The organism is Mesorhizobium sp. P2_E9 (genome assembly GCF_056403815.1).
This window is the reverse complement of sequence record NZ_JBFUET010000009.1, coordinates 357,840-380,215: the sequence shown is the minus strand read 5'-3', so window position 1 is coordinate 380,215 and position 22,376 is coordinate 357,840. Positions and strand designations below refer to the sequence as shown.

Sequence of the window (22,376 nt, the reverse complement as noted above, 5' to 3'; positions counted from 1 at the left end):
GTCAAGGGCGCAGGCCCGGGCCGGCGCGCAAGGAGCCAAGACAATGGAACGCAAGGCGGATGCCAAGACCAGATCCGGGCTCGATGTCCTCGTCGCCGGCGCCGGCTATGTCGGCCTGGCCACCGCCGTCTCGCTGAAGCAGGCGCGGCCCCATTTGGCGGTGGCGCTGGTCGATGCCGCGCCCGCCGGTGCCTGGCAACGGGACGGCCGCGCCTCGGCCATTGCCGCGGCCGCCTGCCGCATGCTCGACCAGCTCGGCGTCTGGGCCGAGATCGCGCCGCAGGCGCAGGCCATCACCGAGATGATCATCACCGATTCGCGCAGCGCCGATCCGGTGCGCCCGGTGTTCCTGACCTTCGGCGGTGAAGTGGCGCCGGGCGAGCCCTTCGCGCATATGGTCGCCAACAAGTCCTTGAACGGCGCCTTGCGCGCCAGGGCCGAGAAGCTCGGCATCGACATCATCGAAGGTGTGGCGGTGCAGGGTTTCGAGACCAATGGTGCCGGCATATCCGTGCATTTGGCCGACGGGGCCGCGCTGACGGCACGGCTGCTGGTCGCTGCTGACGGCGTCAATTCGAAGCTGCGCGACATGGCCGGCATCAAGACGGTGAAATGGGATTACGGCCAGTCCGGCATTGTCTGCACGGTTGCGCATGAACGCCCGCACAATGGCCGCGCCGAAGAGCACTTCTTGCCCGCCGGCCCCTTCGCGACGCTGCCGCTGAAACCCGACGAGGACGGCACCAACCGCTCGTCGATCGTCTGGGTCGAACGCGCGGAAGATGCAAAAACGCTGGTTGAAGGCGACGATCTCGTCTTCGAGCATGAACTTGAACAGCGTTTCGGCCTGAAGCTCGGCGAAATCCGCGTTGCCGACAAGCCGCGCGCCTGGCCGCTCGGCCTGACCATCGCGCGCGCCTTCGTCGCACCGCGCGTGGCCCTTGCCGGCGATGCCGCCCACGGCATCCACCCGATCGCCGGACAGGGCCTCAATCTCGGTTTCAAGGATGTGGCGGCGCTTGCCGAGGTGATCGTCGAGGCCGACCGGCTCGGCCAGGACATCGGCGCGCTCGACGTGCTCGAGCGCTACCAGCAATGGCGCCGTTTCGACACGGTGCAGATGGGCATCACGACGGATGTGCTGAACCGGCTGTTTTCCAACGACATCACCCCGCTGCGCACCGTCCGCGACATCGGCCTTGGCCTGGTCGAGCGCATGCCTCGCCTCAAGGAATTCTTCATCCGGCAGGCATCGGGCCTGTCCGCCGGGACGCCGAGGCTGTTGAAGGGCGAGGCGATCTAGTTTTTCGTATAGTCAGGCCCAACAGGTGTCGGCAGTCCGTCGGCGAGTTTCAACCAAGGAAGCTTCTCCTCAAAAGCGACATGCAGCGTTGGTGCAAATTTTTCCGGCTCCTCCATCGCCGCGGCAAAAAAATGCATGACACCGGACATGTTCTTTGAGCGGAAGGACAGCGGCGAGCCACAGTGATCGCAAAATGTTCTTTCCACACCGGGAGAAGAGTTGAATACCTTCGGTGGCTTTCCCAGCCATCGCCATTGGCTGTCCAAGACGCCAATGTAGGTGGTCATCGGCGCAGAACATTGCCGCCGACAACTTTCACAATGACAGCTCACGCATGCTTGTGCCGGGCCATCGACTTCAAAGGCAATGGCGCCACATAAACAATGACCACGCATGCAAAGTCTCCTTGCGTCGGCTGACCTGACCAATAATTTATACCGGTCGTAATGAGGGGGTCGGCATGAAATGCGCTGAGCTGGCGCTCAATTCCGACACCGTGTCGAGAACGGTCGTTTTTGAGAACGGAGCGGAGCGTACTCAAAGTACGGGACCATTGGCCTACGCCGGCCGTAGCCTTAACTGCAACGCCACTCATGAGTGCTTCGGTCGGCGAAGGCCGGAAGCGCGGGAAGCGGTCGTTTGCAGGCCGGCCTCACCTGAATATCAACACAGCCTAGTTCACTTCGAAACCCAGCTTTTGCCGCAGCCGCAGCATGCGCTGGTCGGCGATCTCAAGGCGCTTCTCGCCGCCCTGGGCGGCGCGGTTGACCATCTGCAGCAGGTCGTTTCTCTCCGCCACATCAAGGCGTTCACGCAGGAACGGCGCCAGCTTGTCGATGACGACCGTGGTGTCGTCGATCTGTGACGCCGCCCATTTGGCGTAGATCACCGCCTCGTCGGTCTTCTTCTTGTCGGCGATCTCGGAAATGACAGCGCGGATGACGGCCTCGCGCTGCGGCAGGATCGGCCCGCTCTCGGAGACGATCGATGTAATCAGCGTCGCGGCGGCCACCACCGGATCGTCGATCGCCGTCAGCGGCGACAGGGCCGCCTGCTTGCGCAGCTTCTTGCGCCTGATGTTGCCTTGCACGCGCCCGACGACATCGGCGACCTCGCGCGCGGCGTCGTTCATTGCCTTCATCCGGTACCACCAGAACGCCGCCGCTCCGAGCACGCCAAGGACAGCAATCAGAAAAGGCATGTCGACATCCCCCTGGAATCCGCGCGACGATAGGAGAACTGTCGCGTTGCTTCAACACGCAAGAGTTGCCTGCGGCCAGGAAAATTCAATTTGCGGCTGGTGCGATTAACAAACCGATCTGCGACCCCCAACCGCCAAAGCCAGGCTCCACCTATGATCCTGGTATGTCATAGATCGCCCGCACCTCGATCGTGCCGAGTTCGGCCAGCGGAATGCCGGCGGCGATGTCCAGCGCTTCGTCAAGAGTATCAGCCTCGACCATCACGAAGCCAAGCAGCTGCTCCTTGGTTTCGGCGAAGGGACCGTCGGTGACAAGGCGCTTGCCCTCGCGCCGTCGCACCGACTTCGACGTCCTCACCGATTGCAGCGCCTGCGCGATGATCAGCCTGCCCTCTTGGTCCAGGGACCTGTCATAGGCCAGCGAATCGGCGTCGAGCTTGGCCCCCTGATCGGGCGTCAGCCCATAGAGATCTTTCTCTTCACCATAGACCAGGCAGACATATTTCATTTCCAGCTCCCTTGCTGCGATGAACCATAGGATGCGGTGACGAGAGTGTCAGCCTTGCCATCGACCGCCGCGGCATGGTCGAGAAAGCATGCCGCGACCCCGATGATGGCAACAGCCGCCAGCAGCCTGCCGAGGATGGGCGCCGGCGGATCCAGCCAGAAGTCTTCCTGTCGCCCGGCCCTATGGCCTGGCCTCTTCCACAGCGCAAAAAACAGATTGTCCATGTGAACCTCCATCCGGCCACAAATCCCTTGGCCGCCCGCAGGACGGCCGGGCCGGATGGAAGTCGACATTTTTGCCCGAATATTTTTCCGGAGAGCCAAAATATTTTCCGCAAGGAATGAACCGTCATCGCGCGCTGGCCCAAACAGCGCAGTGGTCTTCGCGCCCGCCCGCGCTATAGTTGAGCGGACGCCGGGGCTCACCCAGGCCAAGTTCACGACAACCCCAAGTTTACGACAACCAAGGAGGACTTCATGGACCGCACTGCAAACGCCGTCTGGAAAGGCAATCTGAAAGAAGGCAAGGGCACGCTCGACAGCCAGAGCGGAACGCTCAAGGGCACGCCCTATTCGTTCAAGGCTCGCTTCGAGGACGAGAGCGGCAAATCCGGCACCAACCCGGAAGAGCTGATCGCCGCGGCGCATGCCGGCTGCTTTGCCATGCAGTTCTCGCATTTCCTGGCCGAGAACGGCACGCCCGCCGACCAGCTCGACGCCAAGGCGGTGGTGACGCTGGTTCCCGGCACGGGGATCACTGGCAGTGCCCTCACCGTGGTCGGCAAGGTGCCGGGCATCGATGCGGCGAAGTTCAAGGAATTGGCCGAGAAGGCCAAGGCCGAATGCCCGGTCTCCAAGGCGCTCGGCGCGATAAAAGTGTCGCTCGACGCCAAGCTTGGCTGAGAACGACGACCTGAAGCGACAAACGCCGGCCTGAGAGCCGGCGTTTTCATGTCATTGCTGGGGGCCAAGAGCAATTCCAGGAAAAGTGTGAAACGGTTTTCCGTCAGGAATTGCGTCAAAACAAAGAGTTAGAGCGGTTCGCCGTTTCCATGAAACGGTGAAACGCTCTAAGCGCCCAGCGCGTCAAGCCGGGCGCGCAATGCGGCGACTTCCTGCTCCAGCGCCTCCACTCTCGCTTCCAGGTCGGAGTGAGGCATGGCCGGCGCACTGCGTTGCGCCGATAGCGCTGCAACATCCACCGGGCCAGCGAGGAGATGCACGTAGCGGTCTTCGCGCTGGCCTGGCCCGCGCGGGATTTCCTGGATCAGCGGCGGCCGGCGGCCAATCAGCATGTCGAGTTCAGCGCGCAGGTCTTCGATCGACGAAAACCGCGCCATGCGCTCGGCTCGCGCCAGCAGCTCATGCGCTGTCTGCGGCCCGCGCAACAGGAGCAGGCCGAGCAAGGCGGTCTGCGGCGTCGTCAGCGAGAAGCGCTGCGCCATCTGATGCTCATAGCGCTCGACGCGCGAGCCGAACATCTGCCGCACCAGCCCCTTCTGCTCGAGCAGCTTCAGACCCCGGTGCACCTCTGTCTGCTCCAGCGCCATGACAGGCTCGCGTGCCGTCTTCTGGTTGGCGGCGGCAAGGGCTGCGTTGAGCGTCAGCGGATAGACATCCGGCGTCAGCTCCTTCTTCTCGATCAGGCAACCGAGCACGCGCGCTTCGATCGGGGAGAGGATGGGAAGGTCTTCGCTCATTGGATTACAATCCTTTCTGAGGCTGGCGGCACAGCGCCCAAGGATCGCTACGTCCGAGATGCAGCAAATCTGCTCCGCCTAAACCCGTCTCTCCACCATCATCTTCTTGATCTCGGCGATCGCCTTGGCCGGGTTGAGGCCCTTGGGGCAGGTCTGCGCGCAGTTCATGATGGTGTGGCAGCGGTAGAGCCGGAACGGGTCTTCGAGATTGTCGAGCCGCTCGCCCTTGGCCTCGTCGCGGCTGTCGATCAGCCAGCGATAGGCCTGCAGGAGGGTTGCCGGACCGAGGTAGCGATCGCCGTTCCACCAGTAGCTCGGGCACGAGGTCGAGCAGCAGGCGCACAAGATGCACTCATAGAGCCCGTCGAGCTTCTCGCGGTCCTCATGGCTCTGCAGCCATTCCTTGGCCGGCTGCGGCGACACCGTCTTCAGCCACGGTTCGATCGAGGCGTGCTGGGCATAGAAATTGGTGAGGTCGGGCACCAGGTCCTTGACCACCTGCATATGCGGCAGCGGATAGACTTTCACGGCGCCGGAAATGTCGTCGCAGCCCTTGGTGCAGGCCAGTGTGTTGGAGCCGTCGATGTTCATGGCGCAGGAACCGCAAATGCCTTCGCGGCAGGAGCGGCGCAAGGTCAGCGTCGGGTCGATCTTGTTCTTGATCCACAGCAGGGCGTCGAGCACCATCGGCCCGCAATCGTCCATGTCGACGAAATAGGTGTCGATGCGCGGGTTCTCGTCATCGTCTGGCGACCAGCGGTAGATGCGGTATTCCCTGAGATTCGTGGCACCTTCCGGCTTCGGCCAGGTCTTGCCTTGCTGAATCTTCGAATTCTTGGGGAGCGTCAGTTCGACCATTACCTCAGGTCCTTTCGGATGACGAGCTTCAGCCCGGACCAGATTTCATTGACGGCGGCGACCTTGACGTCGACAAGGTCGCGCTTCAGCGCTTCAGTGCGCACAACACCCTCGGTGACGTCGGTCGGCACTTTCGATGCCTTCTTCGGCCAGGACACCCAGACCATGCCGTTACGCTTGATCGCCGCCTCGACATCGCCGAGGCGATCCTCGATTTCGGCGCGCTGTTTGGTGAAGGCATGAACGGCGTCGTATTTCAGAACAGCCCCTGAAATCTGTGACCAATCGGCGAGCCGATTGACTTCGGCAAAGGCTACGGCGTCGACCAATTCGTCGAGTTCCGCTGGCAGCGCGATGAAGGCGGCGGTCATGCCGTCCTTCAGGCCGAGCTTGGCCGGAAGGGGCGTACCGGAATATCCCGAACCCGCCGGCGCCATCGTCAGTACACCCTGGCCTTGGGCGCGATCTTGGCTGGGTTGATACCGCCGTCGGCTTCCTTGAGCCGCAGTTCGGTGTGCACCGGCCGATAGCTGAGCGTCACCTTGCCGTCTTCGCTCACCTTGGCCAGCGTGTGCTTGCGCCACACCTTGTCGTCGCGGGCCGAAAAGTCCTCCCGCGCATGTGCGCCACGGCTTTCCTTGCGCGCCGCGGCGCCATAGACGGTGGTGATGGCGTTGGCCATCAGGTTTTCCAGTTCCAGCGTTTCGACCAGATCCGAATTCCAGATCATCGAACGGTCGAACACCTTGATGTCCTTGAGCTCGGTCCAGATCTGCGAAATGCGCTTGCAGCCATTATCGAGCGATTCCTGCGTACGAAACACCGCCGCGTCTTCCTGCATCGCCTTCTGCATCTTTTCACGCAGGACCGCCGTCGGCGTCGAGCCATTGGCGTGGCGCAGCCGGTCGAAACGATCCATGATCTTCTCGACCGAGGCTTCATTGGGCGAAGGGATCGCCGAATTGCGGTCGATGACCTGGCCGGCGCGGATCGCCGCGGCGCGGCCGAACACCACAAGATCGATCAGCGAGTTCGAGCCCAGCCGGTTGGCGCCATGCACCGAGGCGCAGCCGGCCTCGCCGACCGCCATCAGGCCGGGCGACACCCGGTCGGGGTTCTCTGCCGTCGGGCTCAGTACCTCGCCCCAGTAATTGGTCGGCACGCCGCCCATATTGTAATGCACCGTCGGCAGCACCGGGATCGGCTCCTTGGTCAGGTCGACGCCAGCGAAGATCTTGGCCGATTCCGAAATGCCGGGCAGCCGCTCATGCAGGACAGCCGGATCGAGATGGTCGAGATGCAGGAAGATGTGGTCCTTCTTCGGGCCGACGCCGCGGCCTTCGCGGATTTCCAGCGTCATGCAGCGCGACACCACATCGCGTGAGGCAAGGTCCTTGGCCGACGGCGCATAGCGCTCCATGAAGCGCTCGCCTTCGGAATTGACGAGATAGCCGCCCTCGCCGCGCGCGCCTTCGGTGATCAGGCAGCCGGCGCCGTAAATTCCGGTCGGATGGAACTGCACGAACTCCATGTCCTGCAGCGGAAAGCCGGCGCGCGCCGCCATGCCGCCGCCGTCGCCGGTGCAGGTGTGCGCCGAGGTCGCCGAGAAATAGGCGCGGCCGTAACCGCCGGTCGCCAGCACCACCATCTTGGCCGAAAACCGGTGGATGGTGCCGTCATCGAGGTTCCAGGCAACGACGCCGGTGCAGGTGCCGTCCGGCTCCATGATCAGGTCGAGTGCGAAATACTCGATGAAGAACTGCGCGTTGTTCTTCAGCGACTGGCCGTAGAGCGTGTGCAGCATGGCGTGGCCGGTACGGTCGGCGGCGGCGCAGGTGCGCTGCACGGGCGGGCCTTCGCCGAAATTCATCATCATGCCGCCGAACGGCCGCTGATAGATCTTGCCCTCTTCGGTGCGCGAGAACGGCACGCCGTAATGTTCAAGCTCGTAGACGGCGGCGGGCGCCTGCTGGACCATGTATTCCTGCGCATCGATGTCGCCCAGCCAGTCCGAACCCTTGACGGTATCGAAGAGATGCCATTGCCAATTGTCGGGTCCCATATTCGCAAGCGAAGCGGCGATGCCGCCTTGCGCCGCCACCGTGTGCGAGCGGGTCGGGAACACCTTGGTGATGCAGGCGGTGCGCAGACCCTGCTCGGCCATGCCGAGCGTGGCGCGCAGACCCGCGCCGCCAGCGCCGACGACCACCACGTCGAATTTGTGGTCGACAAAGGTGTAGCCTGCCGTGTTGGCTGATTTCGCGTCCTTGGCCAACTCAGCCTCCGAATGCCAGCTTGAGCAGGGCGAAGATCGAGGCGACGCCGACCGCTACGGTGAAAAATGTGTTGAGCGCGATCAGCGCCAGCTTCATGCCCTCGCCATGCACGTAATCCTCGATGATCACCTGCATGCCGAGCCGCATATGGATAAGCCCGGAGATGAGCACCAGGGCCAGCACCAGCGCCACGAACGGATTGGCGAGCGCTGCCCGCACCTCCACATAGCCGGCGCCATTGAGCGCGATCAGGAAGCCGACGAAGAACAGCGTCAGCGGGATATTGGCGAGCGCCGTCAGCCGCTGGCGCCAGAAATGCCCGGTGCCTTCGCGGGCGGAGCCGAGGCCGCGGACTTTCGCCAGCGGCGTGCGCATGTCGGTCTTGCCAGTGCTCATGGTCAGGCTCCCCGTGCCATGTAGCCGGCGATCCAGATCAGCAGCGTGAGCAGGATCGAGCCGGCCAGCGTCGCCCAGGCGATCTTCGAGGCCGTCTGCTTTTCGAGACCGGCGCCGGTATCCCAGACCAGGTGCCGGACACCGCCCAGCATGTGGTGCATCAGCGCCCAGGTATAGCCGAACAGGATGAGCCGGCCGAGCCAGGTGCCGAAAGCCCAGTTGACCCAGTCGAAGGTCGCCTGCGAGCTTGCCGCCGCCATCAGCCACAGCGCGACCAGCAGCGTGCCGAAATAGAGTGCGCCACCGGTGATGCGATGGATGATCGACATCGTCATGGTGATCGGCGGCCGATACACGCTCAGGTGCGGCGAAAGTGGCCGCTCACGTCTGGCAACTGCGCGGGTGGCTGGTGATTTGCTCATGGCTCCCCCAGTTCGATGTCCGGAGCCGCGACGGAAAGCGGCATTTGCCGCCCTTATGTATGACTTCGGACAGCCGGTTTCTAATGCTCTTTTTGCACCGCGTCAAAGCCGGAAAATCGTTTTGGAAACGTCATTTAGTCTGACAAAAAGGCAGGCTCGGGCTTCAATCGATTAGGGGCTGGTGGCCGCAAGCCGGCTCGATATCGCTGCAGTGCAGCATATCTGGTCTAGAGCCCGGCTGTGCCAAGAGTCGAACTATCGCTTGCAGGTCTGCGGCGTCGAACCTCTCTTCATCACCAGCGCCTCACGCCCGTCGATCACGATTGCGTTATGCGTGGCGGCCTCCTGGTAGCGGCTGGACTGGTTGGCGGGCGACGCCACAAACTCTTCGGTCGCGCCACCCGGCTCGATCACACGCAACGACGAGCCGAGATTCTGAATGGTGATCGCACTGCCATTGCCGCATCCATAGGTCGCTGTACCCACTATGGATCGCGGTGCAGTGAGATCGGTGGTGATTTTGGTCGCCGGTGCTGGAGACGTGGATGCCGGGGGCGCCGCGGCTGCGATGGACTGTTGAGCCGGCGCGACCGAGACGGTATTGGCCGCCTTCGGCGCGCCATCCTGCGGCACACAGGCCGCGACGATGACGAGCAATGGGAAAACGGACACCCAAACCGTCCGGCGTAGCGCCATATGCTGTCCTCCCATGCGACAAGCTAGCCGCGATGCTTTGCCAAGATCAAGGGCACCCACCGCTGTCGCATTCGGAGCCGACCGCGATGGAGCGGCCAAGCATGGCCGAATGATGGCCGTCGGGTTTTCCCCCAGTCGGAAATTAACCATGTTTGACGAGACATCACCGCGCAACGCGCCAGCCTCTTAACAAAGGTTAAGAAAAGGTTAATTTTCTGATTCGAGGAGGCTCCTCGAAAAGGAAGACACCATGCGTTCGAACTCTGGCAGATTGCGCCTCGCAGCGCTCATTGTGGCGGCCTCGGTCGCCGGCTTGGTGACACCCGCACTTGCCGGCGCGCGCCATCAGGATCGCGTCTACGCCGATTCCTTCGGCAATCTCGTCATCGAAAGCGCCGCCGGCTACAAGCGCATCATCGTCGGCGAAGGCAAGCTGGCCAAACAGCTGTCCGACTACACCGGCGCCGGCCAGCCCAAGGTGATCTACCAGAACGAATCCGACGAGATTTCGGGCTACAACGACTGCTACCGGCCGCCGGTCTTCGTCAAAGGCCGCAGCTACATGTACGGGCTGTCCGACGGCGAAATGCCCGAACTCAGCCCGTGCCGCTAGAGCAATTCCAGGAAAAGTGGGAACCGGTTTTCTCGGACAAACGGGTTCCCGTTTGTCCGGAGATCATCCTGATCTAGAGCTCATGACAATCGCGTTGGACGACCACTCGCCTCCCGGCCCGGCCGAGACACGCACGCAGTCGCGCCCGGCATTCTTCGCCAGATAAAGCGCCTCGTCCGCGCGCCGCATGAGATCGGCGATGGTTTCGCTGGGATGAAGTTCCGCGACACCGAAACTCGCTGTGCAGCGATTGTCCGCCGGCAGCCCATCAATGGGCAGCGTGCCGAACGCGCTGCGCGTGCCCTCGGCGAACAGCCGAGCGGCGGCAAGGTTGGTCCCCGGCAGGATGATGGCGAATTCCTCGCCACCGATACGGCCCGCGACATGGTGCCCGGCGGCGGCCTCGCGCAGGAAACCGGCAAAGGTCTCGATCACCCGGTCGCCGGAGGCATGGCCGAAATTGTCGTTGATGCTCTTGAAATGGTCGAGGTCGGCGATGACCAGCGTGACCGGAACGCCTTGCCGCACGGCGCCAAGCATGGCCTGCTCGGCCTGACGCGTGAAGGCACCGCGATTGAGCAGCCCTGACAGCGTATCGGTCTCCGACCTCGACGTCACTTCAGCCAGCACCTCAAGAACCAGAATGGCCAGTATCAGCAGCGCCAGCGCCAGGGCAAAGACGGTGCCGAGCGATTGCGACACCAGCGCGTAGTTGCTTTGCAGATAGGCCTGCGGATTGGCGCCCCAGCCACCGAGCGCATGCGCGATGAACGGCTTGGACGCGAACTGCACAGCGCTGGCGGCGAGCACCGCCATCAGGATGCGATCGAGCCGGCCTCGCCTTTGCCTGGACGACCAGACGATGGCCAGGCCGACGAATTGCATGACGGCATAGGGAAGCTGGTAGGCCATCATGCGGGCCAGCGACTGGCGCGGCAGGTCCTGGACGACATAGACGGCGATGGTGGCGGCGACCAGGAAGAACAGCATCGGCGGCCATGGCGGCGCAACGCCGTATTTACGGGCGAGTCCGGCATTGAAGGCTATTGTTGCGCCAAGGAAGACCGCGAAGGCGGTGACCACCGGGATCCGGGCATCGGTGAAGGCGGGAATGCTGAATTCGATCGCCGAATAGGCCATGCCCAGGACATAGCCAAAGGCAAACCAGCGCGCCGGGGCGCGGCCGACATCGTGGAACGCGACCGCCATGAAGGATGCCGCCAGCAGGCCGGCAACCGACAGATTGATCAACAGGATGAAGTTCGCGCCGCTCATCTCTTTCGCACCCGTGCCTCAGCTAAGCATCGACGGGCGAAAAAGACGTTAACGTGAGCTAAAGTATGCGGGTGTCAACCGGTCCTGGACGGCTCCGGCACGAACACCATTTCCGGCCGTTCGTAGGAAAGGCGCACGCTGTCGCGGCCGTTTTTCTTGGCCTTGTAGAGCGCCTCGTCGGCGCGGCGCATCAAGGGCTCCAGTGCTTCGTCGCCGCTGCGGGCGGCCACGCCGAAACTGGCGGTGACCTTGGTGCCGGGGGGCAGCCCGTCGACGCCGCCTGCGGAGTAGAGCGTGCGTACAGCCTCGGCGAACAGCCGCGCGGCCGCCAGATCGCTCAACGGCAAGAGCACCGCGAACTCCTCGCCGCCGACGCGCCCGGCAGCCCCGCGCGCGCCTGCGGCCGCGCGCAGCTTGGCGGCGAAATCGGCGATCACCCGGTCGCCGGCGGCATGTCCGTGCACATCGTTGAGCGCCTTGAAATGGTCGAGGTCGGCCAGCACCAGCGCCACCGGAAACCTGGCCGCCGCGCAGTGTTGCAGCAGCTGGGCCGCGCGCTCCTCGAAGCCACGCCGGTTGAGCAGGCCCGACAGCGGATCGGTGTGGGTCTCGGCTTTCAGCGCCTTCATGACGTCGAGGGCCGCGGCGGTGAACAGGCAAAGCGCGATCAGCAGTGACAGCAGCGCGTGCGACAGCAGCGCCGTCGTCCAGTAGGAGGAGCCGTAGAACCCATCATAGCTGGTGAACGGACCGTGTGCGATGACGACGACAAGCGTGCGCACGAAGAAGTTGAGGCCCGACAGCAGCGACAGCACGAACAGGATTTTCTCGGTCGGGCCGTTGTTGCGCACCGGCCGCAATTCGGCGGCGACCAGAAGGCTGATGCCGCCGAAGGCGAAATTCATCGCCAGGATACGCCAGGTGAGGTCCGACTCAACGGGCAGGAACCAGCAAAACGATGCCAGGCCACCACCTGCCAGAACGCCGATCCCGACATAGGGCACCTTGCGGCCATAGCGAGCGACGATGGCGCCCGACAGGCAGCAGCCGGCGATGGTGAAGCAGATGTTGGACACCAGCTTGGTCAGCGCCATGCCGATGGGCAAGGTGAAGTACTGGAACAGAAAGCCGGGCGCCGAAACACAGTAGCTGAGCGCCAGCACCGCCAGATAGGGCCGGTGGCGCTGATAGGCCCATAGAACGAGGAAGGCCGCGCCGAGGGCCAGCGCGATCGTCGGATTGAGCAGCGCTATGAACAGACCGGTGTCCAACGGACGGTGACTTCCCCTCGCTTGACGTCAGGGAAGAGCTTAGAGCGCAAGCCCGAACAAGCGGTTAAGCTTGGGCGAATATGTCGGCCGCGTAAATGAAAAGACCCCGGAAGCGCAAGGCGATCCGGGGTCCGGCAATCGATAAACCGTGTAGACGGGACGTTATTTCCAGTCGCGGATGTCGACGAAGTGGCCGGCGATCGCCGCCGCCGCCGCCATCGCCGGCGACACCAGATGGGTGCGGCCCTTGAAGCCTTGCCTTCCCTCGAAATTGCGGTTCGAGGTCGAGGCGCAGCGTTCATGCGGCTTCAGCCGGTCGTCGTTCATGGCGAGACACATCGAGCAGCCCGGCTCGCGCCAGTCGAAACCGGCGGCGAGGAAGATCTTGTCCAGACCCTCGGCTTCCGCCTGTTCCTTGACCAGGCCGGAGCCCGGCACGATCATGGCGTTGACGCGCGGATTGACGGTCTTGCCCTCGATCACCTTGGCGGCGGCGCGCAGATCCTCGATGCGGCCATTGGTGCAGGAGCCGATGAAGACGCGGTCGAGCGCGATGTCGGTGATCTTGGTGCCCGGCGTCAGACCCATATAGTCGAGCGCGCGCTGCTTGGAGGTGCGCTTGTTCTCGTCGGTGATATCGTCCGGGTTCGGCACGATACCTTGCACGGAGACGACATCCTCGGGCGAGGAGCCCCAGGAGACGATCGGCGGCAGTTTGGCCGCGTCGAGCACGATCACCTTGTCGAAATGCGCGCCTTCGTCGGACTGCAGCGTCTTCCAGTATTCGAGTGCCGCATCCCAGGCCGCGCCCTTCGGCGCGCGCGGCTTGTCCTTGACATAGGCGAAGGTGGTCTCGTCGGCCGCGATCAGGCCGGCGCGCGCGCCACCCTCGATCGACATGTTGCAGATCGTCATGCGACCTTCCATCGACAGTGCGCGGATCGCCTCGCCGGCATATTCGATGACATAGCCGGTGCCGCCGGCGGTGCCGATCTCGCCAATGATGGCCAGGATGATGTCCTTGGCGGTGACGCCTTCCGGCAACTGGCCGTCGACGCGCACCAGCATGTTCTTGGCCTTGCGCTGGATCAGAGTCTGCGTCGCCAGCACATGCTCTACCTCCGAGGTGCCGATGCCATGCGCCAGCGCACCGAACGCACCATGCGTCGAGGTGTGGCTGTCGCCGCAGACGATGGTCATGCCGGGCAGCGTAAAGCCCTGCTCGGGGCCGATAATGTGGACGATGCCCTGGCGGATATCGTTCTCGGAATAATATTCAACGCCGAAATCCTTGGCGTTCTTGGCCAGCGCCTCGACCTGGATGCGGCTTTCCTCGTTCTTGATGCCGAACTTGCGCTCGGGCGAGGTCGAGACATTGTGATCGACGACGGCCAGCGTCTTTTCCGGATGCCGGACCTTTCGGCCGCTCAGGCGCAAGCCTTCGAAAGCCTGCGGGCTGGTCACTTCATGGACGAGGTGGCGGTCGATATAGAGCAGGCAGGTGCCGTCGTCCTGGCGGTCGACGATGTGGTCGTCGAAAATCTTGTCGTAGAGGGTGCGCGGTGCGCTCATGTGCGTAAATCCGTCGATATGAGAATGGGAAAGAGCAAAGCCGGCAAGCTTCGGTCCGGCGCGGAGACCTGGACAGGTCGGCCTAGCTAAGTCGGCTGGTCAGCGCGCCGCAGACGCGCGCCGAGAAGCGTGACGGCAGGCGTTTTCTGTCCTGCAGCACGAAACCTTTGTAAGCCGGATCGCCAAAAAGCTCTTCCATGGCGTGGCTCATACCAATGTTTTGGCTTTTCGGCAATTGCGGCGTGCTTTGGCTTTCCCTTCCCCCCTTGTGGGGGAAGGTGGATCGGCGCGCAGCGCCGAGACGGATGAGGGGTGCGCGAAGGATCGCCGCCTTGCCAAGCTGGAGCACCCCTCATCCGACCTCGCTTCGCGAGGCCACCTTCTCCCACAGGGGGAGAAGGGAAGATGGCGCCGCTCAGATCACCTCAAACACAAAAGTCTTCACCAGCGCTTCAGGCTCGGCGATGGCATAGCAGCGGAACCACGGGCTTTGTTCGACGAGCCGCCATTTGCCCGCCTGCTCCAGCTCATCGAACACTGCTTGAAAGCCGCCGCTCTCAAACACCTGGTCACGCACGGTGAAGATGGCGTGGCCGCCCTTTCTGGTGATGCGCACCAGTTCGTGCAGACCGGAGGCCGGCGCATGGCTGATGGTGAACACCCCGGTCGAGAAGAAGGCGCGGAAATGGCTGTCCGGCCATGGCAACGGGCCGCCCAGCATCGCCTGTTTCAGCTCGCTATAGGCGTTGCGGCTGCCGGCGATCTTCAGCATGTCGTCCGACAGGTCGAGCCCGGCAATGTCGCCATAGCCGAGCGCCTTCAGCGACGGCCCCGACAGGCCGGTGCCGCAGCCGGCATCGAGCAGCGGCCCTGTGCCAGCCGGCACATGGCGCGCCACCCAGGCGGTGATCAGGAACGGCAGCAGATAGCCGAGCGAGGCGGTCTCGCTGTCATAGGTCGCGGCCCAGGCGGCGTAGGCCTGCGCCAGCGTTTCCGGCGTGTCGGCGCCATAGACGGAGTCCAGCGCCGCATTGGCCTTGTCGACGATCATGAGGCCTCCTCAACGAAATATGCCGGGGATCGTAGCGCCGTCTTCGCCGGAAAACTATTCCTGATGCTGGTTTCGCAGCCGCCGCTCCAGCGCCCTGAGCGCCAGCGACAGGCTGACGGTCAAGATGAGATAGATATAGGCCGTTATCGAATAGGTCTCGAAGAAGCGGAACGAGCCGGCGGCATAGACCTTGCCCATCTGGGTGATGTCGGCGACGCCGAGCACCGAGACCAGCGAGGAATCCTTGACCAAAGCGACGAAATCATTGCCGAGCGGCGGCAGGATGGTGCGGATCGCTTGCGGAAACACGATCAGCCGGAAGCGCTGTGAGCGGCTCAGGCCGAGCGCCTTCGCCGCCTCGATCTGGCCCTTCTCGACCGCCTGGATACCGGCCCGAAAAACCTCGGAGATGAAGGCGGAGTAGCCGATGGTCAGCGCCATGATGGCGCGCCATAACAGCGACACGTCGCGCACCAGAAGCTCGCCGAGATAGCCCGCACTTTGCAGCGGCGCGGTCAGCGCGTTCCAGGCCGCGACGAAGGCCGGCGCGCCGGCAAAGGCGATCCAGAACAGCAGCACCAGGATCGGCACACCGCGGATGATCTCGACATAGAAGCGGGCGACCTGCCGCAGCCAGGGCGAGCCGGACAGGCCCATCAGCGCAATGCCGAGACCGATCATCGACGCCAGCGCGAAGGCCACCACGGTGACGAAGACGGTGACGCCGATGCCCTTGGCGACGGTAGCGAAGACCTGGGCATAGAGGTTGCTGGTGGCGATCGACAGTGCCGCGATAAGCGCCAGCGCAGCGGCAACGGCAAGCCACCAGGGGAAGTCGGGTTTGGTAGAAGAGGACGAAGGCGGTGCCATCAGGCGATGCTGGCAAGGCAGATATCGCGAAGGTTAGGCGCCAGGGCATTCAAGCGCAAAATCAGCGTGAATTTCAGTGCATCAAAACACGCTCGCACCAAGATCGTCCTACTGCCCCATCTTGTAATCAAGAAACCACTTCTTGTTCAGCGTATCGAACGTCCCATCCGCCTTCAGCGCCGCGATCGCCGCGTTGACCGGCTTCACCAGGTCCGACCCCTTCGGGAAGATGAAGCCGAAATCCTCGGTGCCGAGCGGTCCGCCGATCAGCTTCAGCTTGCCCTCGGAAGCATCGACATAGCCCTTGCCGGCGGTGCCGTCGGTCAGCACGACATCGACATCGCCGGACTTCAATGCCTGGACCGTGGCGCCGAAGGTCTCGAACAGTTTGATGCGCGGGTTCTGCTCATTGCCGTCGAGCACGCTGTAGACGGCGGTGTAGAACGGCGTCGTGCCGGCCTGCGCGCCGATCAGCCCGTCCTTGAAGGCGCCGAAAGTCTTGGCGTCGGTGAAGCGGCTTTCGTCGCCGCGCACCAGCATGAACTGTTCCGAGCGCATATAGGGGTCGGAGAAATCGACCTTCTGCTTGCGGTCGTCCTTGATGGTGATGCCGGTCATGCCGATGTTGTACTGGTTGTCGGAAACCGCCTGGATCATCGCGTCCCAGGAGGTGTTCTGGTACTCGACCTTGAAATTCAGCCGCTTGGCGATCTCGTTCATCGCGTCATATTCCCAGCCGATCTGTTTTCCCGTCTTGGGATCGATGAACTGCAGCGGCGGATAGGCGTTTTCGGTCACCACAACCACTTTTTTGCCGGCGAGATCGGGCAGCGCATCGGCCGCCCATGCGGCGACGGGCGCAAGCATGAGGGCAAGCAGGCCGGCCAGCAGCAGTTTCGACTTGGTCATGACACACTCCCGAAAATTGAAAGCGCCCGGATGGGCTTAAAGGAAAATCCGGCGCCGACTTTAGCTTTCCGCATGCGTCATGCAAGACGGTCCGCTGCGTCAGCGCGCGTGAAAAGGGATTCCGATGCCCTGAATTCAGGGATTTCTGGACGAACTGGTTATGTCGAGCCGGAAACCAACGCTTCCGCATCTGCCGACGGGTCTTCCGTTGCGGCGTTGCGCAGACCGGCAACAAGCTGGGTAAGCGTTGCGTGCAGCGCTTTCGCTTCGCCAGGCTCCAGCGGCACGCTGCAGGCAAGGGCTTCGGACACATCCTTGATGCGCGCGCGCAGCGCCTGGCCTTTGGCCGTCGGTTCGACCAGCACGCGGCGCTCGTCGGCGGCATCGCGGCGACGTGTAATGAGGCCGCCTGCCTCCATCCGCTTGAGCAGCGGCGTCAGCGTCGCGGAATCCAGACCAAGCGCTTCGCCAAGCGTGCCGACCGTGCTCGGCGCGTGCTCCCACAGCGCCAACATCACCAGATATTGCGGATAGGTCAGGCCGAGCGGATCGAGCAGAGGCCGATAGAGCTTCGTCATCAGCCCGCTCGCCGAATAGAGCGCGAAGCACAGCTGTTGGTCGAGCCGCGGGACCCGGATCGTCCCGGCTGCTTCCGCCGGGACGTCGCTGGTGCTCTTTGTGGTCTTTCCCGTCATGCGGCCTTTACCGAAAGCTCCACCTCGATATTACCCCTGCTGGCATTGGAATAGGGGCAAACCTGATGCGCTGCCGATACAAGCGCTTCCGCCGCCGCCTGATCAAGGCCTTTCGTTTCCACCGCGAGTGCGACGCCGAGTTTGAAGCCCTCGCCATTGGGAAGCAGGCTGACGGTGGAGGTTACCCCGGCATCCGTGAGCGGCAGCTTCTGTTTGCGCGCAATGAAGCGGACCGCGCTTTCGAAGCAGGCGGCGTAGCCGATGGCGAAAAGCTGCTCGGGATTGGTGGCGCCCCCCGGCCCGCCGAGCTCCTTGGGCATCGCCAGATCGACCTTGAGCAGACCGTCGCTGGTCTCGCCATGGCCGGCGCGGCCGCCGGTGACATGAGCCTGTGTGGTGTAGAGTGCCATATCAAATCTCCAATTATCTTGTGCACGATTATTTAGTACACAAGATAATATGCCGTCAACCGCCCGATCCTGTCTGCGGGGCTGAAAGCGATCACAGTCTGGTGAAACGAAAAAAGGCGGCCGAAGCCGCCTTTTTGAATGGTATTTCCGAAATCTTATTCGGCCGGGGTCGCTTCAGCGGCCTTGGCGGCCTCAGCCTCGGCGGCTGCCTTCTTCTCGGCGGCTTCCTTGGCAGCCGTCTCGGCGGCCAGCGCCTGGGCAGCAGCGACCTTCTCGGCCTCGATGCGGGCCTTCTCGGCGTTCAGCGCATCGCGCTCCTCATCATTGAGCTTGCGGGCGCGCACGCCGGTGTTTTCCGAAATACGGGCCGACTTGCCGCGACGATCGCGCAGGTAATAGAGCTTGGCGCGACGCACCTTGCCGCGACGCACGATCTCGACGCCTTCGACCATCGGCGAGTAGACCGGGAACACGCGCTCGACGCCTTCGCCGTAGGAGATCTTGCGGACGGTGAAATTTTCCTGGAAGCCGGAACCGGCGCGGGCGATGACGACGCCCTCATAGGCCTGGACGCGGGTGCGGGTGCCTTCGGTCACGCGGACCTGGACGCGCACGGTGTCGCCGGGCTGGAATTCGGGAAGCTTGCGCTTGGCTTCGATCTTGGCGGCCTGCTCGGCCTCGAGCTGACGGAGAATATCCATCTCAATAGTCCACTTCTTGTTCTTCCGACAGTCAGAGCGCCCTGCGCTCGCCTTGCAGTTCCATTGACCGCTCGGCTATGTCCTTTGTCTCTGAGACATTTTTGTCTCTAAGACATCGGACAGGGGCGACTACACCGTCATTGTTGACGGGTCCGGCAGATTCTTCTGTCCGGTACGGGCGGGCACATACAGCTATTTCAGCGCTTTGTCACGCCCGCGCACGAGTCTTTTTTGTCGGCATGGCACCATCGTAATCGCTTCGTGCCGGGTTGCGCCGCTGCCTGGGGCTTTCTAAGCCTGACATAACACAGTTTTCCGCGGCGGCATTGCATGTCTGTCTTCGACGCCATCCTGCTGTTCCTGGCAGGCTTTCTGTCCGGCGCCGCCAACGCGGTCGCTGGTGGCGGCACCTTCATCACTTTCGGCGCCATGACATTGGTCGGCGTGCCGCCGATCGTCGCCAACGCGACCTCGTCTGTCACGCAATTCCCCGGCTACATCACCTCGACGCTCGCCTACTGGGCCGATATCAGGCACTTCTGGCGAGGTGCCCTGCTGCTTTGCGCCATATCGGCGATCGGTGCACTGGCCGGCGCGCTGATCCTTCTGGCGCTGTCCAACCCGTCCTTCCGCGCCTTGGTGCCCTGGCTGCTTTTGGGCGCAACCGCCCTGTTTGCCGCCGGTCCGTGGCTGAAGCCAGCGCCAAAGCCCGGCCATGAGGCGGCGGTCGGCTCGCTCGCCGGTTCGCTGGCGCAGTTCGTCACTTCCATCTATGGCGGGTTCTTCGGCGCCGGCATGGGCGTGATGATGCTGGCGACGCTCGGCCTGACCCAGGCCGGCGACTACCATCGGCTCAACGCGCTGAAGAACATGCTGGCCGTGGTCATCGCGGCGGTCGCCATCATCGTCTTCGTCTCGGGCGGCGTCGTCGCCTGGCCGCAGGCGATCATCATGATCCCCGGCGGTGCGCTCGGCGGCTATGCCGGAGTCTGGATCGCCAAGCGCGTGCCGCAAAACGTGGTGCGCGGCTTCGTCATCGCGGTTGGTCTGTTTCTGGCTTTCTACTATTTCAGCAAGGGCTGAGCGCTGAGCAGATCAGGCCGTCTCTCCCTGGTCAGCCTCTCGGACTGCTCCCGACGCCAGGTCGCGATCTTCTTGTGATTGCCCGAGATCAGCACCTCGGGAATCTCTCTCCCCTCGAACTCCTGCGGCCGCGTGTAATGCGGATGTTCGAGCAGGCCGTTTTCAAAGCTTTCTTCCTCGCCGGACACGGCGTTTCCCATCACACCAGGCAAAAGCCGAACCACCGCGTCGAGCAGCACCAGCGCCGCCGGCTCGCCGCCGGAGAGGATGAAATCGCCGATCGAGACTTCCTCTAGTCCCCGCCCGTCGATCAGCCGCTGGTCGACGCCCTCGAAACGGCCGCACAGGATGACGGCGCCCGGCCCGGCGGCCAACTCGCGTACGCGCGCCTGGGTCAGCGGTTTGCCACGCGGGCTCATCAGCAGGCGCGGACGCGCATCGCCCGCAGGCGAGGCATGGTCGATCGCCCTGGCCAGCACATCGGCGCGCATCACCATGCCGGCGCCACCGCCGGCCGGCGTGTCGTCGACGGTGCGGTGCTTGTCGGTGGCGAAGTCGCGGATCTGGATCGCTTCCAGCGACCATGTGCCGGCCTCCAGCGCGCGGCCGGCCAGCGACAGGCCGAGCGCGCCCGGGAACATCTCGGGATAGAGCGTCAGTACCGACGCGGCAAAACTCACCGGTTGCCCCCGGCGTCGCGCGGGCCGCGCGGCCTGCCCTTCGGGTCGAAATTGTCGTCGTGCGGCGCATCGCCATCCTCGTCCTCGACCAACCCGGCCGCCACCGGGTCGATGCGGACAAAGCCTTCGGCGATCGACACATCAGGCACGGCGGCCTGCGTGAACGGGATCAGCACGCCCTTGCGGCCGGCGAGCGTCACATCGAGAATATCGCCGCCGCCGAAATTGTGCACGGCGACCACCTTGCCGAGCGCGACCCCGGTATCGTCCCGAACCTCCAGTCCGACGAGGTCGGCATGGTAGAATTCATCCTCCTCGCCATCGTCGGGCAGCATCGAACGGTCGACGAACAATTCCGTACCGGCGAGCGCCTCGGCGGCATTGCGGTCGGCAATGCCTTTGAAGCGCACCACGACAACCGTGTTGGCGGGGCGGATATCGATGATCTGGAAGGCGCGGCCGTCCCTGGCATAGAGCGGCCCATAGTCGGCCAGCGCCAGCGGCTCGCCGGTGAAGGTTTTCACCCTGAGTTCGCCCTTGATGCCGTGGGCGGCGCCGATGACGGCCATCTGGACAGGGTTCTGGGGCTTGCTCATGGCATGAAATCCTTTGGCTTTGCTCTAACCCCAGCCCGGCGTCATTTCAATGATCGCCCCTTGTCATTTCAATGACGGGCTCTTCACCGCTTCCTAACCCGAATACCCCAAAATGCCGCCATGCAGGAATTCCTCATCCCGGCGAAACCCGATCTCCAGGCGGCGCGCGAAAGCTGGCTGAAGATGCTGGCGCGGGAACGTCGCCTGTCACCCGAGACAGTGGAAGCCTATGAGCGCGATACGCGCCAGTTCCTGCATTTCCTCACCGGCCATTGTGGCGGCTCGCCCGGCATTTCGGATATCGCCAATCTGCGCCCGGCCGATCTGCGCGGCTTTCTCGCCGCGCGCCGCAACAGTGGCGCCGGTGCGCGCACGCTCGGCCGTGGGCTGGCCGGCATCCGCTCGCTGCTGCGTTTCCTCGAACGGCGAGGTCTCGCCAATGCGGCTGGTGCCGCAGCACTTCGCGCGCCGCGCCAGCCGAAATCGCTGCCGAAACCGCTGACGGCGAGCGATGCCAAGCACGTCGTCTCCATCGAGGGCCAATTGGCCGAGGAACCTTGGATCGCCGCCCGCAATGCTGCCGTGCTGACGCTGCTTTACGGCTCCGGCCTGCGCATTTCCGAGGCGCTCGGCCTCGCCGGCGCCGATCTGGCGTCGGAGGCCGACACCGTGCTGCGCGTCACCGGCAAGGGCGGCAAGACGCGGCTGGTGCCGGTACTGCCGGTGGCGCTCAGGGCAATCGCCGCATACCGCCGGCTCTGCCCCTACCATCTCGATCCGAAAGGCCTGCTGTTTCGCGGCGCCCGCGGCGGCCCGCTCAACCCGGCCATCATCCAGCGCGACATGGCCAAACTGCGCTCGGCGCTCAACCTGCCGGACACCGCGACGCCGCACGCGCTGCGCCATTCCTTCGCCACCCATCTGCTTGGCCGTGGCGGCGATCTGCGCACCATCCAGGAACTGCTCGGCCACGCCAGCCTGTCGACGACGCAGATCTACACCGGCGTCGACACCGCGAGGCTGCTGGAAATCTACGAATCGGCGCATCCGAGAGCGTGATCGCCCGGCAGCGCCTCACAGTTTCGGTGGCCTACTAAAAACATTCGCGATTAGCCGTAGCCTTCCCAACTTCGTCATCCTAGGGCGAAGCAGGAGCGAAGCTCCGTCGCGGAGACCCTGGGAACCATTCCGTGACCTTGCCATGGAGTGCAACGGAGCGAAATTCTGCACCGATGCGGCGTTCCAGAGTCCCGGCATGGATCCTCGGGTCTGCGCCGCGTCGCTACGCTCC

The 22,376-nt window shown here is 63.6% G+C and carries 28 protein-coding genes; 5 read left to right on the top strand and 23 right to left on the bottom strand.

Annotation, left to right across the window (positions count from 1 at the left end; translation table 11 throughout):
- The first annotated feature begins 43 nt into the window (after positions 1–43).
- Positions 44–1,303, top strand: coding sequence for a ubiquinone biosynthesis hydroxylase (locus tag AC1D05_RS18355; RefSeq protein ID WP_477442678.1), 1,260 nt, complete (start codon positions 44–46; stop codon positions 1,301–1,303).
- On the opposite strand, the gene AC1D05_RS18350 is transcribed toward AC1D05_RS18355, so the two are convergent.
- The 4 genes from AC1D05_RS18350 to AC1D05_RS18335 all read right to left on the bottom strand — a co-directional run bounded on the left by AC1D05_RS18350 (position 1,300) and on the right by AC1D05_RS18335 (position 3,452).
- Entirely contained in the window at positions 1,300–1,698 is a 399-nt protein-coding gene (locus AC1D05_RS18350; protein ID WP_477442676.1) for a GFA family protein, read from the bottom strand. The genes AC1D05_RS18355 and AC1D05_RS18350 overlap by 4 nt on opposite strands.
- A gap of 278 nt (positions 1,699–1,976) precedes the next feature.
- Positions 1,977–2,504, bottom strand: a complete 528-nt coding sequence (locus AC1D05_RS18345) for a hypothetical protein (RefSeq protein WP_475455827.1) — start codon at positions 2,502–2,504, stop codon at positions 1,977–1,979.
- A gap of 151 nt (positions 2,505–2,655) precedes the next feature.
- Complete coding sequence (locus AC1D05_RS18340; RefSeq protein WP_477442674.1) at positions 2,656–3,012, bottom strand: YciI family protein; 357 nt, start codon at positions 3,010–3,012, stop codon at positions 2,656–2,658.
- Complete coding sequence (locus tag AC1D05_RS18335; RefSeq protein ID WP_477442672.1) at positions 3,009–3,452, bottom strand: hypothetical protein; 444 nt, start codon at positions 3,450–3,452, stop codon at positions 3,009–3,011. The genes AC1D05_RS18340 and AC1D05_RS18335 overlap by 4 nt, the downstream gene beginning before the upstream one ends.
- A gap of 36 nt (positions 3,453–3,488) precedes the next feature.
- Between AC1D05_RS18335 and AC1D05_RS18330 the strand changes: the two genes are divergently transcribed.
- Positions 3,489–3,914, top strand: coding sequence for an OsmC family protein (locus AC1D05_RS18330; protein WP_477442670.1), 426 nt, complete (start codon positions 3,489–3,491; stop codon positions 3,912–3,914).
- Between the two features lie 167 nt (positions 3,915–4,081).
- Here AC1D05_RS18330 and AC1D05_RS18325 read toward each other — a convergent pair whose 3' ends face one another.
- The 7 genes from AC1D05_RS18325 to AC1D05_RS18295 all read right to left on the bottom strand — a co-directional run bounded on the left by AC1D05_RS18325 (position 4,082) and on the right by AC1D05_RS18295 (position 9,359).
- The gene (locus AC1D05_RS18325; RefSeq protein ID WP_477442669.1) at positions 4,082–4,711 is read right to left on the bottom strand and encodes a YceH family protein; all 630 of its coding nucleotides are present in this window, start codon (positions 4,709–4,711) and stop codon (positions 4,082–4,084) included.
- Positions 4,712–4,789: 78 nt separating this feature from the next.
- Complete coding sequence (locus AC1D05_RS18320; protein WP_010912301.1) at positions 4,790–5,569, bottom strand: succinate dehydrogenase iron-sulfur subunit; 780 nt, start codon at positions 5,567–5,569, stop codon at positions 4,790–4,792.
- The gene (locus tag AC1D05_RS18315) at positions 5,569–6,006 is read right to left on the bottom strand and encodes a DUF3052 domain-containing protein (protein WP_477442667.1); all 438 of its coding nucleotides are present in this window, start codon (positions 6,004–6,006) and stop codon (positions 5,569–5,571) included. Before AC1D05_RS18315 ends, AC1D05_RS18320 begins: the two co-directional genes overlap by 1 nt.
- Positions 6,007–6,008: 2 nt before the next feature.
- Positions 6,009–7,844: a succinate dehydrogenase flavoprotein subunit gene (gene sdhA, locus AC1D05_RS18310; RefSeq protein ID WP_477442665.1), complete on the bottom strand. Its 1,836-nt coding sequence runs from the start codon at positions 7,842–7,844 to the stop codon at positions 6,009–6,011.
- A gap of 1 nt (position 7,845) precedes the next feature.
- Positions 7,846–8,241 (bottom strand): succinate dehydrogenase, hydrophobic membrane anchor protein, encoded by a 396-nt coding sequence (gene sdhD, locus AC1D05_RS18305; RefSeq protein ID WP_477442663.1) that lies wholly within the window; start codon positions 8,239–8,241, stop codon positions 7,846–7,848.
- 2 nt (positions 8,242–8,243) lie between these two features.
- A complete protein-coding gene (sdhC, locus tag AC1D05_RS18300; protein WP_477442661.1) occupies positions 8,244–8,663 on the bottom strand; it encodes a succinate dehydrogenase, cytochrome b556 subunit in 420 nt (139 codons plus the stop codon).
- Between the two features lie 255 nt (positions 8,664–8,918).
- Positions 8,919–9,359, bottom strand: a complete 441-nt coding sequence (locus AC1D05_RS18295) for a hypothetical protein (protein WP_477442659.1) — start codon at positions 9,357–9,359, stop codon at positions 8,919–8,921.
- A gap of 250 nt (positions 9,360–9,609) precedes the next feature.
- Here AC1D05_RS18295 and AC1D05_RS18290 point away from each other — a divergent pair, with 250 nt between their 5' ends.
- On the top strand, positions 9,610–9,972 hold the full coding sequence (locus tag AC1D05_RS18290; RefSeq protein WP_477442658.1) for a hypothetical protein: 363 nt from the start codon (positions 9,610–9,612) through the stop codon (positions 9,970–9,972).
- A gap of 63 nt (positions 9,973–10,035) precedes the next feature.
- Here AC1D05_RS18290 and AC1D05_RS18285 read toward each other — a convergent pair whose 3' ends face one another.
- The 10 genes from AC1D05_RS18285 to rplS form a co-directional block, all read right to left on the bottom strand.
- The gene (locus AC1D05_RS18285) at positions 10,036–11,247 is read right to left on the bottom strand and encodes a GGDEF domain-containing protein (protein WP_477442656.1); all 1,212 of its coding nucleotides are present in this window, start codon (positions 11,245–11,247) and stop codon (positions 10,036–10,038) included.
- Between the two features lie 74 nt (positions 11,248–11,321).
- On the bottom strand, positions 11,322–12,518 hold the full coding sequence (locus AC1D05_RS18280) for a GGDEF domain-containing protein (RefSeq protein ID WP_477442654.1): 1,197 nt from the start codon (positions 12,516–12,518) through the stop codon (positions 11,322–11,324).
- Positions 12,519–12,680: 162 nt separating this feature from the next.
- Positions 12,681–14,090 carry a 3-isopropylmalate dehydratase large subunit gene (leuC, locus tag AC1D05_RS18275; protein WP_477442653.1) on the bottom strand — a complete coding sequence of 470 codons (1,410 nt, stop codon included), beginning with the start codon at positions 14,088–14,090 and terminating at the stop codon, positions 12,681–12,683.
- 82 nt (positions 14,091–14,172) lie between these two features.
- Positions 14,173–14,439, bottom strand: coding sequence for a hypothetical protein (locus AC1D05_RS18270; protein ID WP_477442929.1), 267 nt, complete (start codon positions 14,437–14,439; stop codon positions 14,173–14,175).
- Positions 14,440–14,505: 66 nt separating this feature from the next.
- A complete protein-coding gene (locus tag AC1D05_RS18265; protein WP_477442651.1) occupies positions 14,506–15,141 on the bottom strand; it encodes a class I SAM-dependent DNA methyltransferase in 636 nt (211 codons plus the stop codon).
- A 54-nt stretch (positions 15,142–15,195) separates the two neighbouring features.
- The gene (locus AC1D05_RS18260) at positions 15,196–16,011 is read right to left on the bottom strand and encodes an amino acid ABC transporter permease (protein WP_477442650.1); all 816 of its coding nucleotides are present in this window, start codon (positions 16,009–16,011) and stop codon (positions 15,196–15,198) included.
- Positions 16,012–16,119: 108 nt separating this feature from the next.
- Positions 16,120–16,920, bottom strand: a complete 801-nt coding sequence (locus AC1D05_RS18255; protein WP_477442648.1) for a transporter substrate-binding domain-containing protein — start codon at positions 16,918–16,920, stop codon at positions 16,120–16,122.
- Between the two features lie 158 nt (positions 16,921–17,078).
- Positions 17,079–17,615, bottom strand: coding sequence for a MarR family winged helix-turn-helix transcriptional regulator (locus AC1D05_RS18250; protein WP_477442646.1), 537 nt, complete (start codon positions 17,613–17,615; stop codon positions 17,079–17,081).
- The gene (locus tag AC1D05_RS18245) at positions 17,612–18,025 is read right to left on the bottom strand and encodes an organic hydroperoxide resistance protein (RefSeq protein ID WP_477442644.1); all 414 of its coding nucleotides are present in this window, start codon (positions 18,023–18,025) and stop codon (positions 17,612–17,614) included. The genes AC1D05_RS18250 and AC1D05_RS18245 overlap by 4 nt, the downstream gene beginning before the upstream one ends.
- A 155-nt stretch (positions 18,026–18,180) precedes the next feature.
- Positions 18,181–18,726, bottom strand: a complete 546-nt coding sequence (rplS, locus tag AC1D05_RS18240; protein WP_027042867.1) for a 50S ribosomal protein L19 — start codon at positions 18,724–18,726, stop codon at positions 18,181–18,183.
- 330 nt (positions 18,727–19,056) lie between these two features.
- Here rplS and AC1D05_RS18235 point away from each other — a divergent pair, with 330 nt between their 5' ends.
- Positions 19,057–19,809, top strand: coding sequence for a sulfite exporter TauE/SafE family protein (locus AC1D05_RS18235; protein ID WP_477442643.1), 753 nt, complete (start codon positions 19,057–19,059; stop codon positions 19,807–19,809).
- Here the strand turns inward: AC1D05_RS18235 and trmD are convergent.
- On the bottom strand, positions 19,791–20,489 hold the full coding sequence (trmD, locus tag AC1D05_RS18230; protein WP_477442641.1) for a tRNA (guanosine(37)-N1)-methyltransferase TrmD: 699 nt from the start codon (positions 20,487–20,489) through the stop codon (positions 19,791–19,793). The two genes, AC1D05_RS18235 and trmD, sit on opposite strands and share 19 nt — an antisense overlap.
- Entirely contained in the window at positions 20,486–21,085 is a 600-nt protein-coding gene (gene rimM / locus AC1D05_RS18225) for a ribosome maturation factor RimM (RefSeq protein WP_477442639.1), read from the bottom strand. Before rimM ends, trmD begins: the two co-directional genes overlap by 4 nt.
- Positions 21,086–21,205: 120 nt before the next feature.
- Here rimM and AC1D05_RS18220 point away from each other — a divergent pair, with 120 nt between their 5' ends.
- Positions 21,206–22,144, top strand: a complete 939-nt coding sequence (locus AC1D05_RS18220; protein ID WP_477442637.1) for a tyrosine recombinase XerC — start codon at positions 21,206–21,208, stop codon at positions 22,142–22,144.
- The last annotated feature ends 232 nt before the right edge of the window (positions 22,145–22,376 follow it).

What these genes read in the sequence shown, in the direction of transcription:
- AC1D05_RS18355 (WP_477442678.1), top strand. Translation starts at nt 44, where the DNA reads ATGGAACGCAAGGCGGATGCCAAGACCAGATCCGGGCTCGATGTCCTC.
- AC1D05_RS18350 (WP_477442676.1), bottom strand. Translation starts at nt 1,698, where the DNA reads ATGCGTGGTCATTGTTTATGTGGCGCCATTGCCTTTGAAGTCGATGGC.
- AC1D05_RS18345 (WP_475455827.1), bottom strand. Translation starts at nt 2,504, where the DNA reads ATGCCTTTTCTGATTGCTGTCCTTGGCGTGCTCGGAGCGGCGGCGTTC.
- AC1D05_RS18340 (WP_477442674.1), bottom strand. Translation starts at nt 3,012, where the DNA reads ATGAAATATGTCTGCCTGGTCTATGGTGAAGAGAAAGATCTCTATGGG.
- AC1D05_RS18330 (WP_477442670.1), top strand. Translation starts at nt 3,489, where the DNA reads ATGGACCGCACTGCAAACGCCGTCTGGAAAGGCAATCTGAAAGAAGGC.
- AC1D05_RS18325 (WP_477442669.1), bottom strand. Translation starts at nt 4,711, where the DNA reads ATGAGCGAAGACCTTCCCATCCTCTCCCCGATCGAAGCGCGCGTGCTC.
- AC1D05_RS18320 (WP_010912301.1), bottom strand. Translation starts at nt 5,569, where the DNA reads ATGGTCGAACTGACGCTCCCCAAGAATTCGAAGATTCAGCAAGGCAAG.
- AC1D05_RS18315 (WP_477442667.1), bottom strand. Translation starts at nt 6,006, where the DNA reads ATGGCGCCGGCGGGTTCGGGATATTCCGGTACGCCCCTTCCGGCCAAG.
- sdhD (WP_477442663.1), bottom strand. Translation starts at nt 8,241, where the DNA reads ATGAGCACTGGCAAGACCGACATGCGCACGCCGCTGGCGAAAGTCCGC.
- sdhC (WP_477442661.1), bottom strand. Translation starts at nt 8,663, where the DNA reads ATGAGCAAATCACCAGCCACCCGCGCAGTTGCCAGACGTGAGCGGCCA.
- AC1D05_RS18295 (WP_477442659.1), bottom strand. Translation starts at nt 9,359, where the DNA reads ATGGCGCTACGCCGGACGGTTTGGGTGTCCGTTTTCCCATTGCTCGTC.
- AC1D05_RS18290 (WP_477442658.1), top strand. Translation starts at nt 9,610, where the DNA reads ATGCGTTCGAACTCTGGCAGATTGCGCCTCGCAGCGCTCATTGTGGCG.
- AC1D05_RS18285 (WP_477442656.1), bottom strand. Translation starts at nt 11,247, where the DNA reads ATGAGCGGCGCGAACTTCATCCTGTTGATCAATCTGTCGGTTGCCGGC.
- leuC (WP_477442653.1), bottom strand. Translation starts at nt 14,090, where the DNA reads ATGAGCGCACCGCGCACCCTCTACGACAAGATTTTCGACGACCACATC.
- AC1D05_RS18265 (WP_477442651.1), bottom strand. Translation starts at nt 15,141, where the DNA reads ATGATCGTCGACAAGGCCAATGCGGCGCTGGACTCCGTCTATGGCGCC.
- AC1D05_RS18260 (WP_477442650.1), bottom strand. Translation starts at nt 16,011, where the DNA reads ATGGCACCGCCTTCGTCCTCTTCTACCAAACCCGACTTCCCCTGGTGG.
- AC1D05_RS18255 (WP_477442648.1), bottom strand. Translation starts at nt 16,920, where the DNA reads ATGACCAAGTCGAAACTGCTGCTGGCCGGCCTGCTTGCCCTCATGCTT.
- AC1D05_RS18250 (WP_477442646.1), bottom strand. Translation starts at nt 17,615, where the DNA reads ATGACGGGAAAGACCACAAAGAGCACCAGCGACGTCCCGGCGGAAGCA.
- AC1D05_RS18245 (WP_477442644.1), bottom strand. Translation starts at nt 18,025, where the DNA reads ATGGCACTCTACACCACACAGGCTCATGTCACCGGCGGCCGCGCCGGC.
- rplS (WP_027042867.1), bottom strand. Translation starts at nt 18,726, where the DNA reads ATGGATATTCTCCGTCAGCTCGAGGCCGAGCAGGCCGCCAAGATCGAA.
- AC1D05_RS18235 (WP_477442643.1), top strand. Translation starts at nt 19,057, where the DNA reads ATGTCTGTCTTCGACGCCATCCTGCTGTTCCTGGCAGGCTTTCTGTCC.
- rimM (WP_477442639.1), bottom strand. Translation starts at nt 21,085, where the DNA reads ATGAGCAAGCCCCAGAACCCTGTCCAGATGGCCGTCATCGGCGCCGCC.
- AC1D05_RS18220 (WP_477442637.1), top strand. Translation starts at nt 21,206, where the DNA reads ATGCAGGAATTCCTCATCCCGGCGAAACCCGATCTCCAGGCGGCGCGC.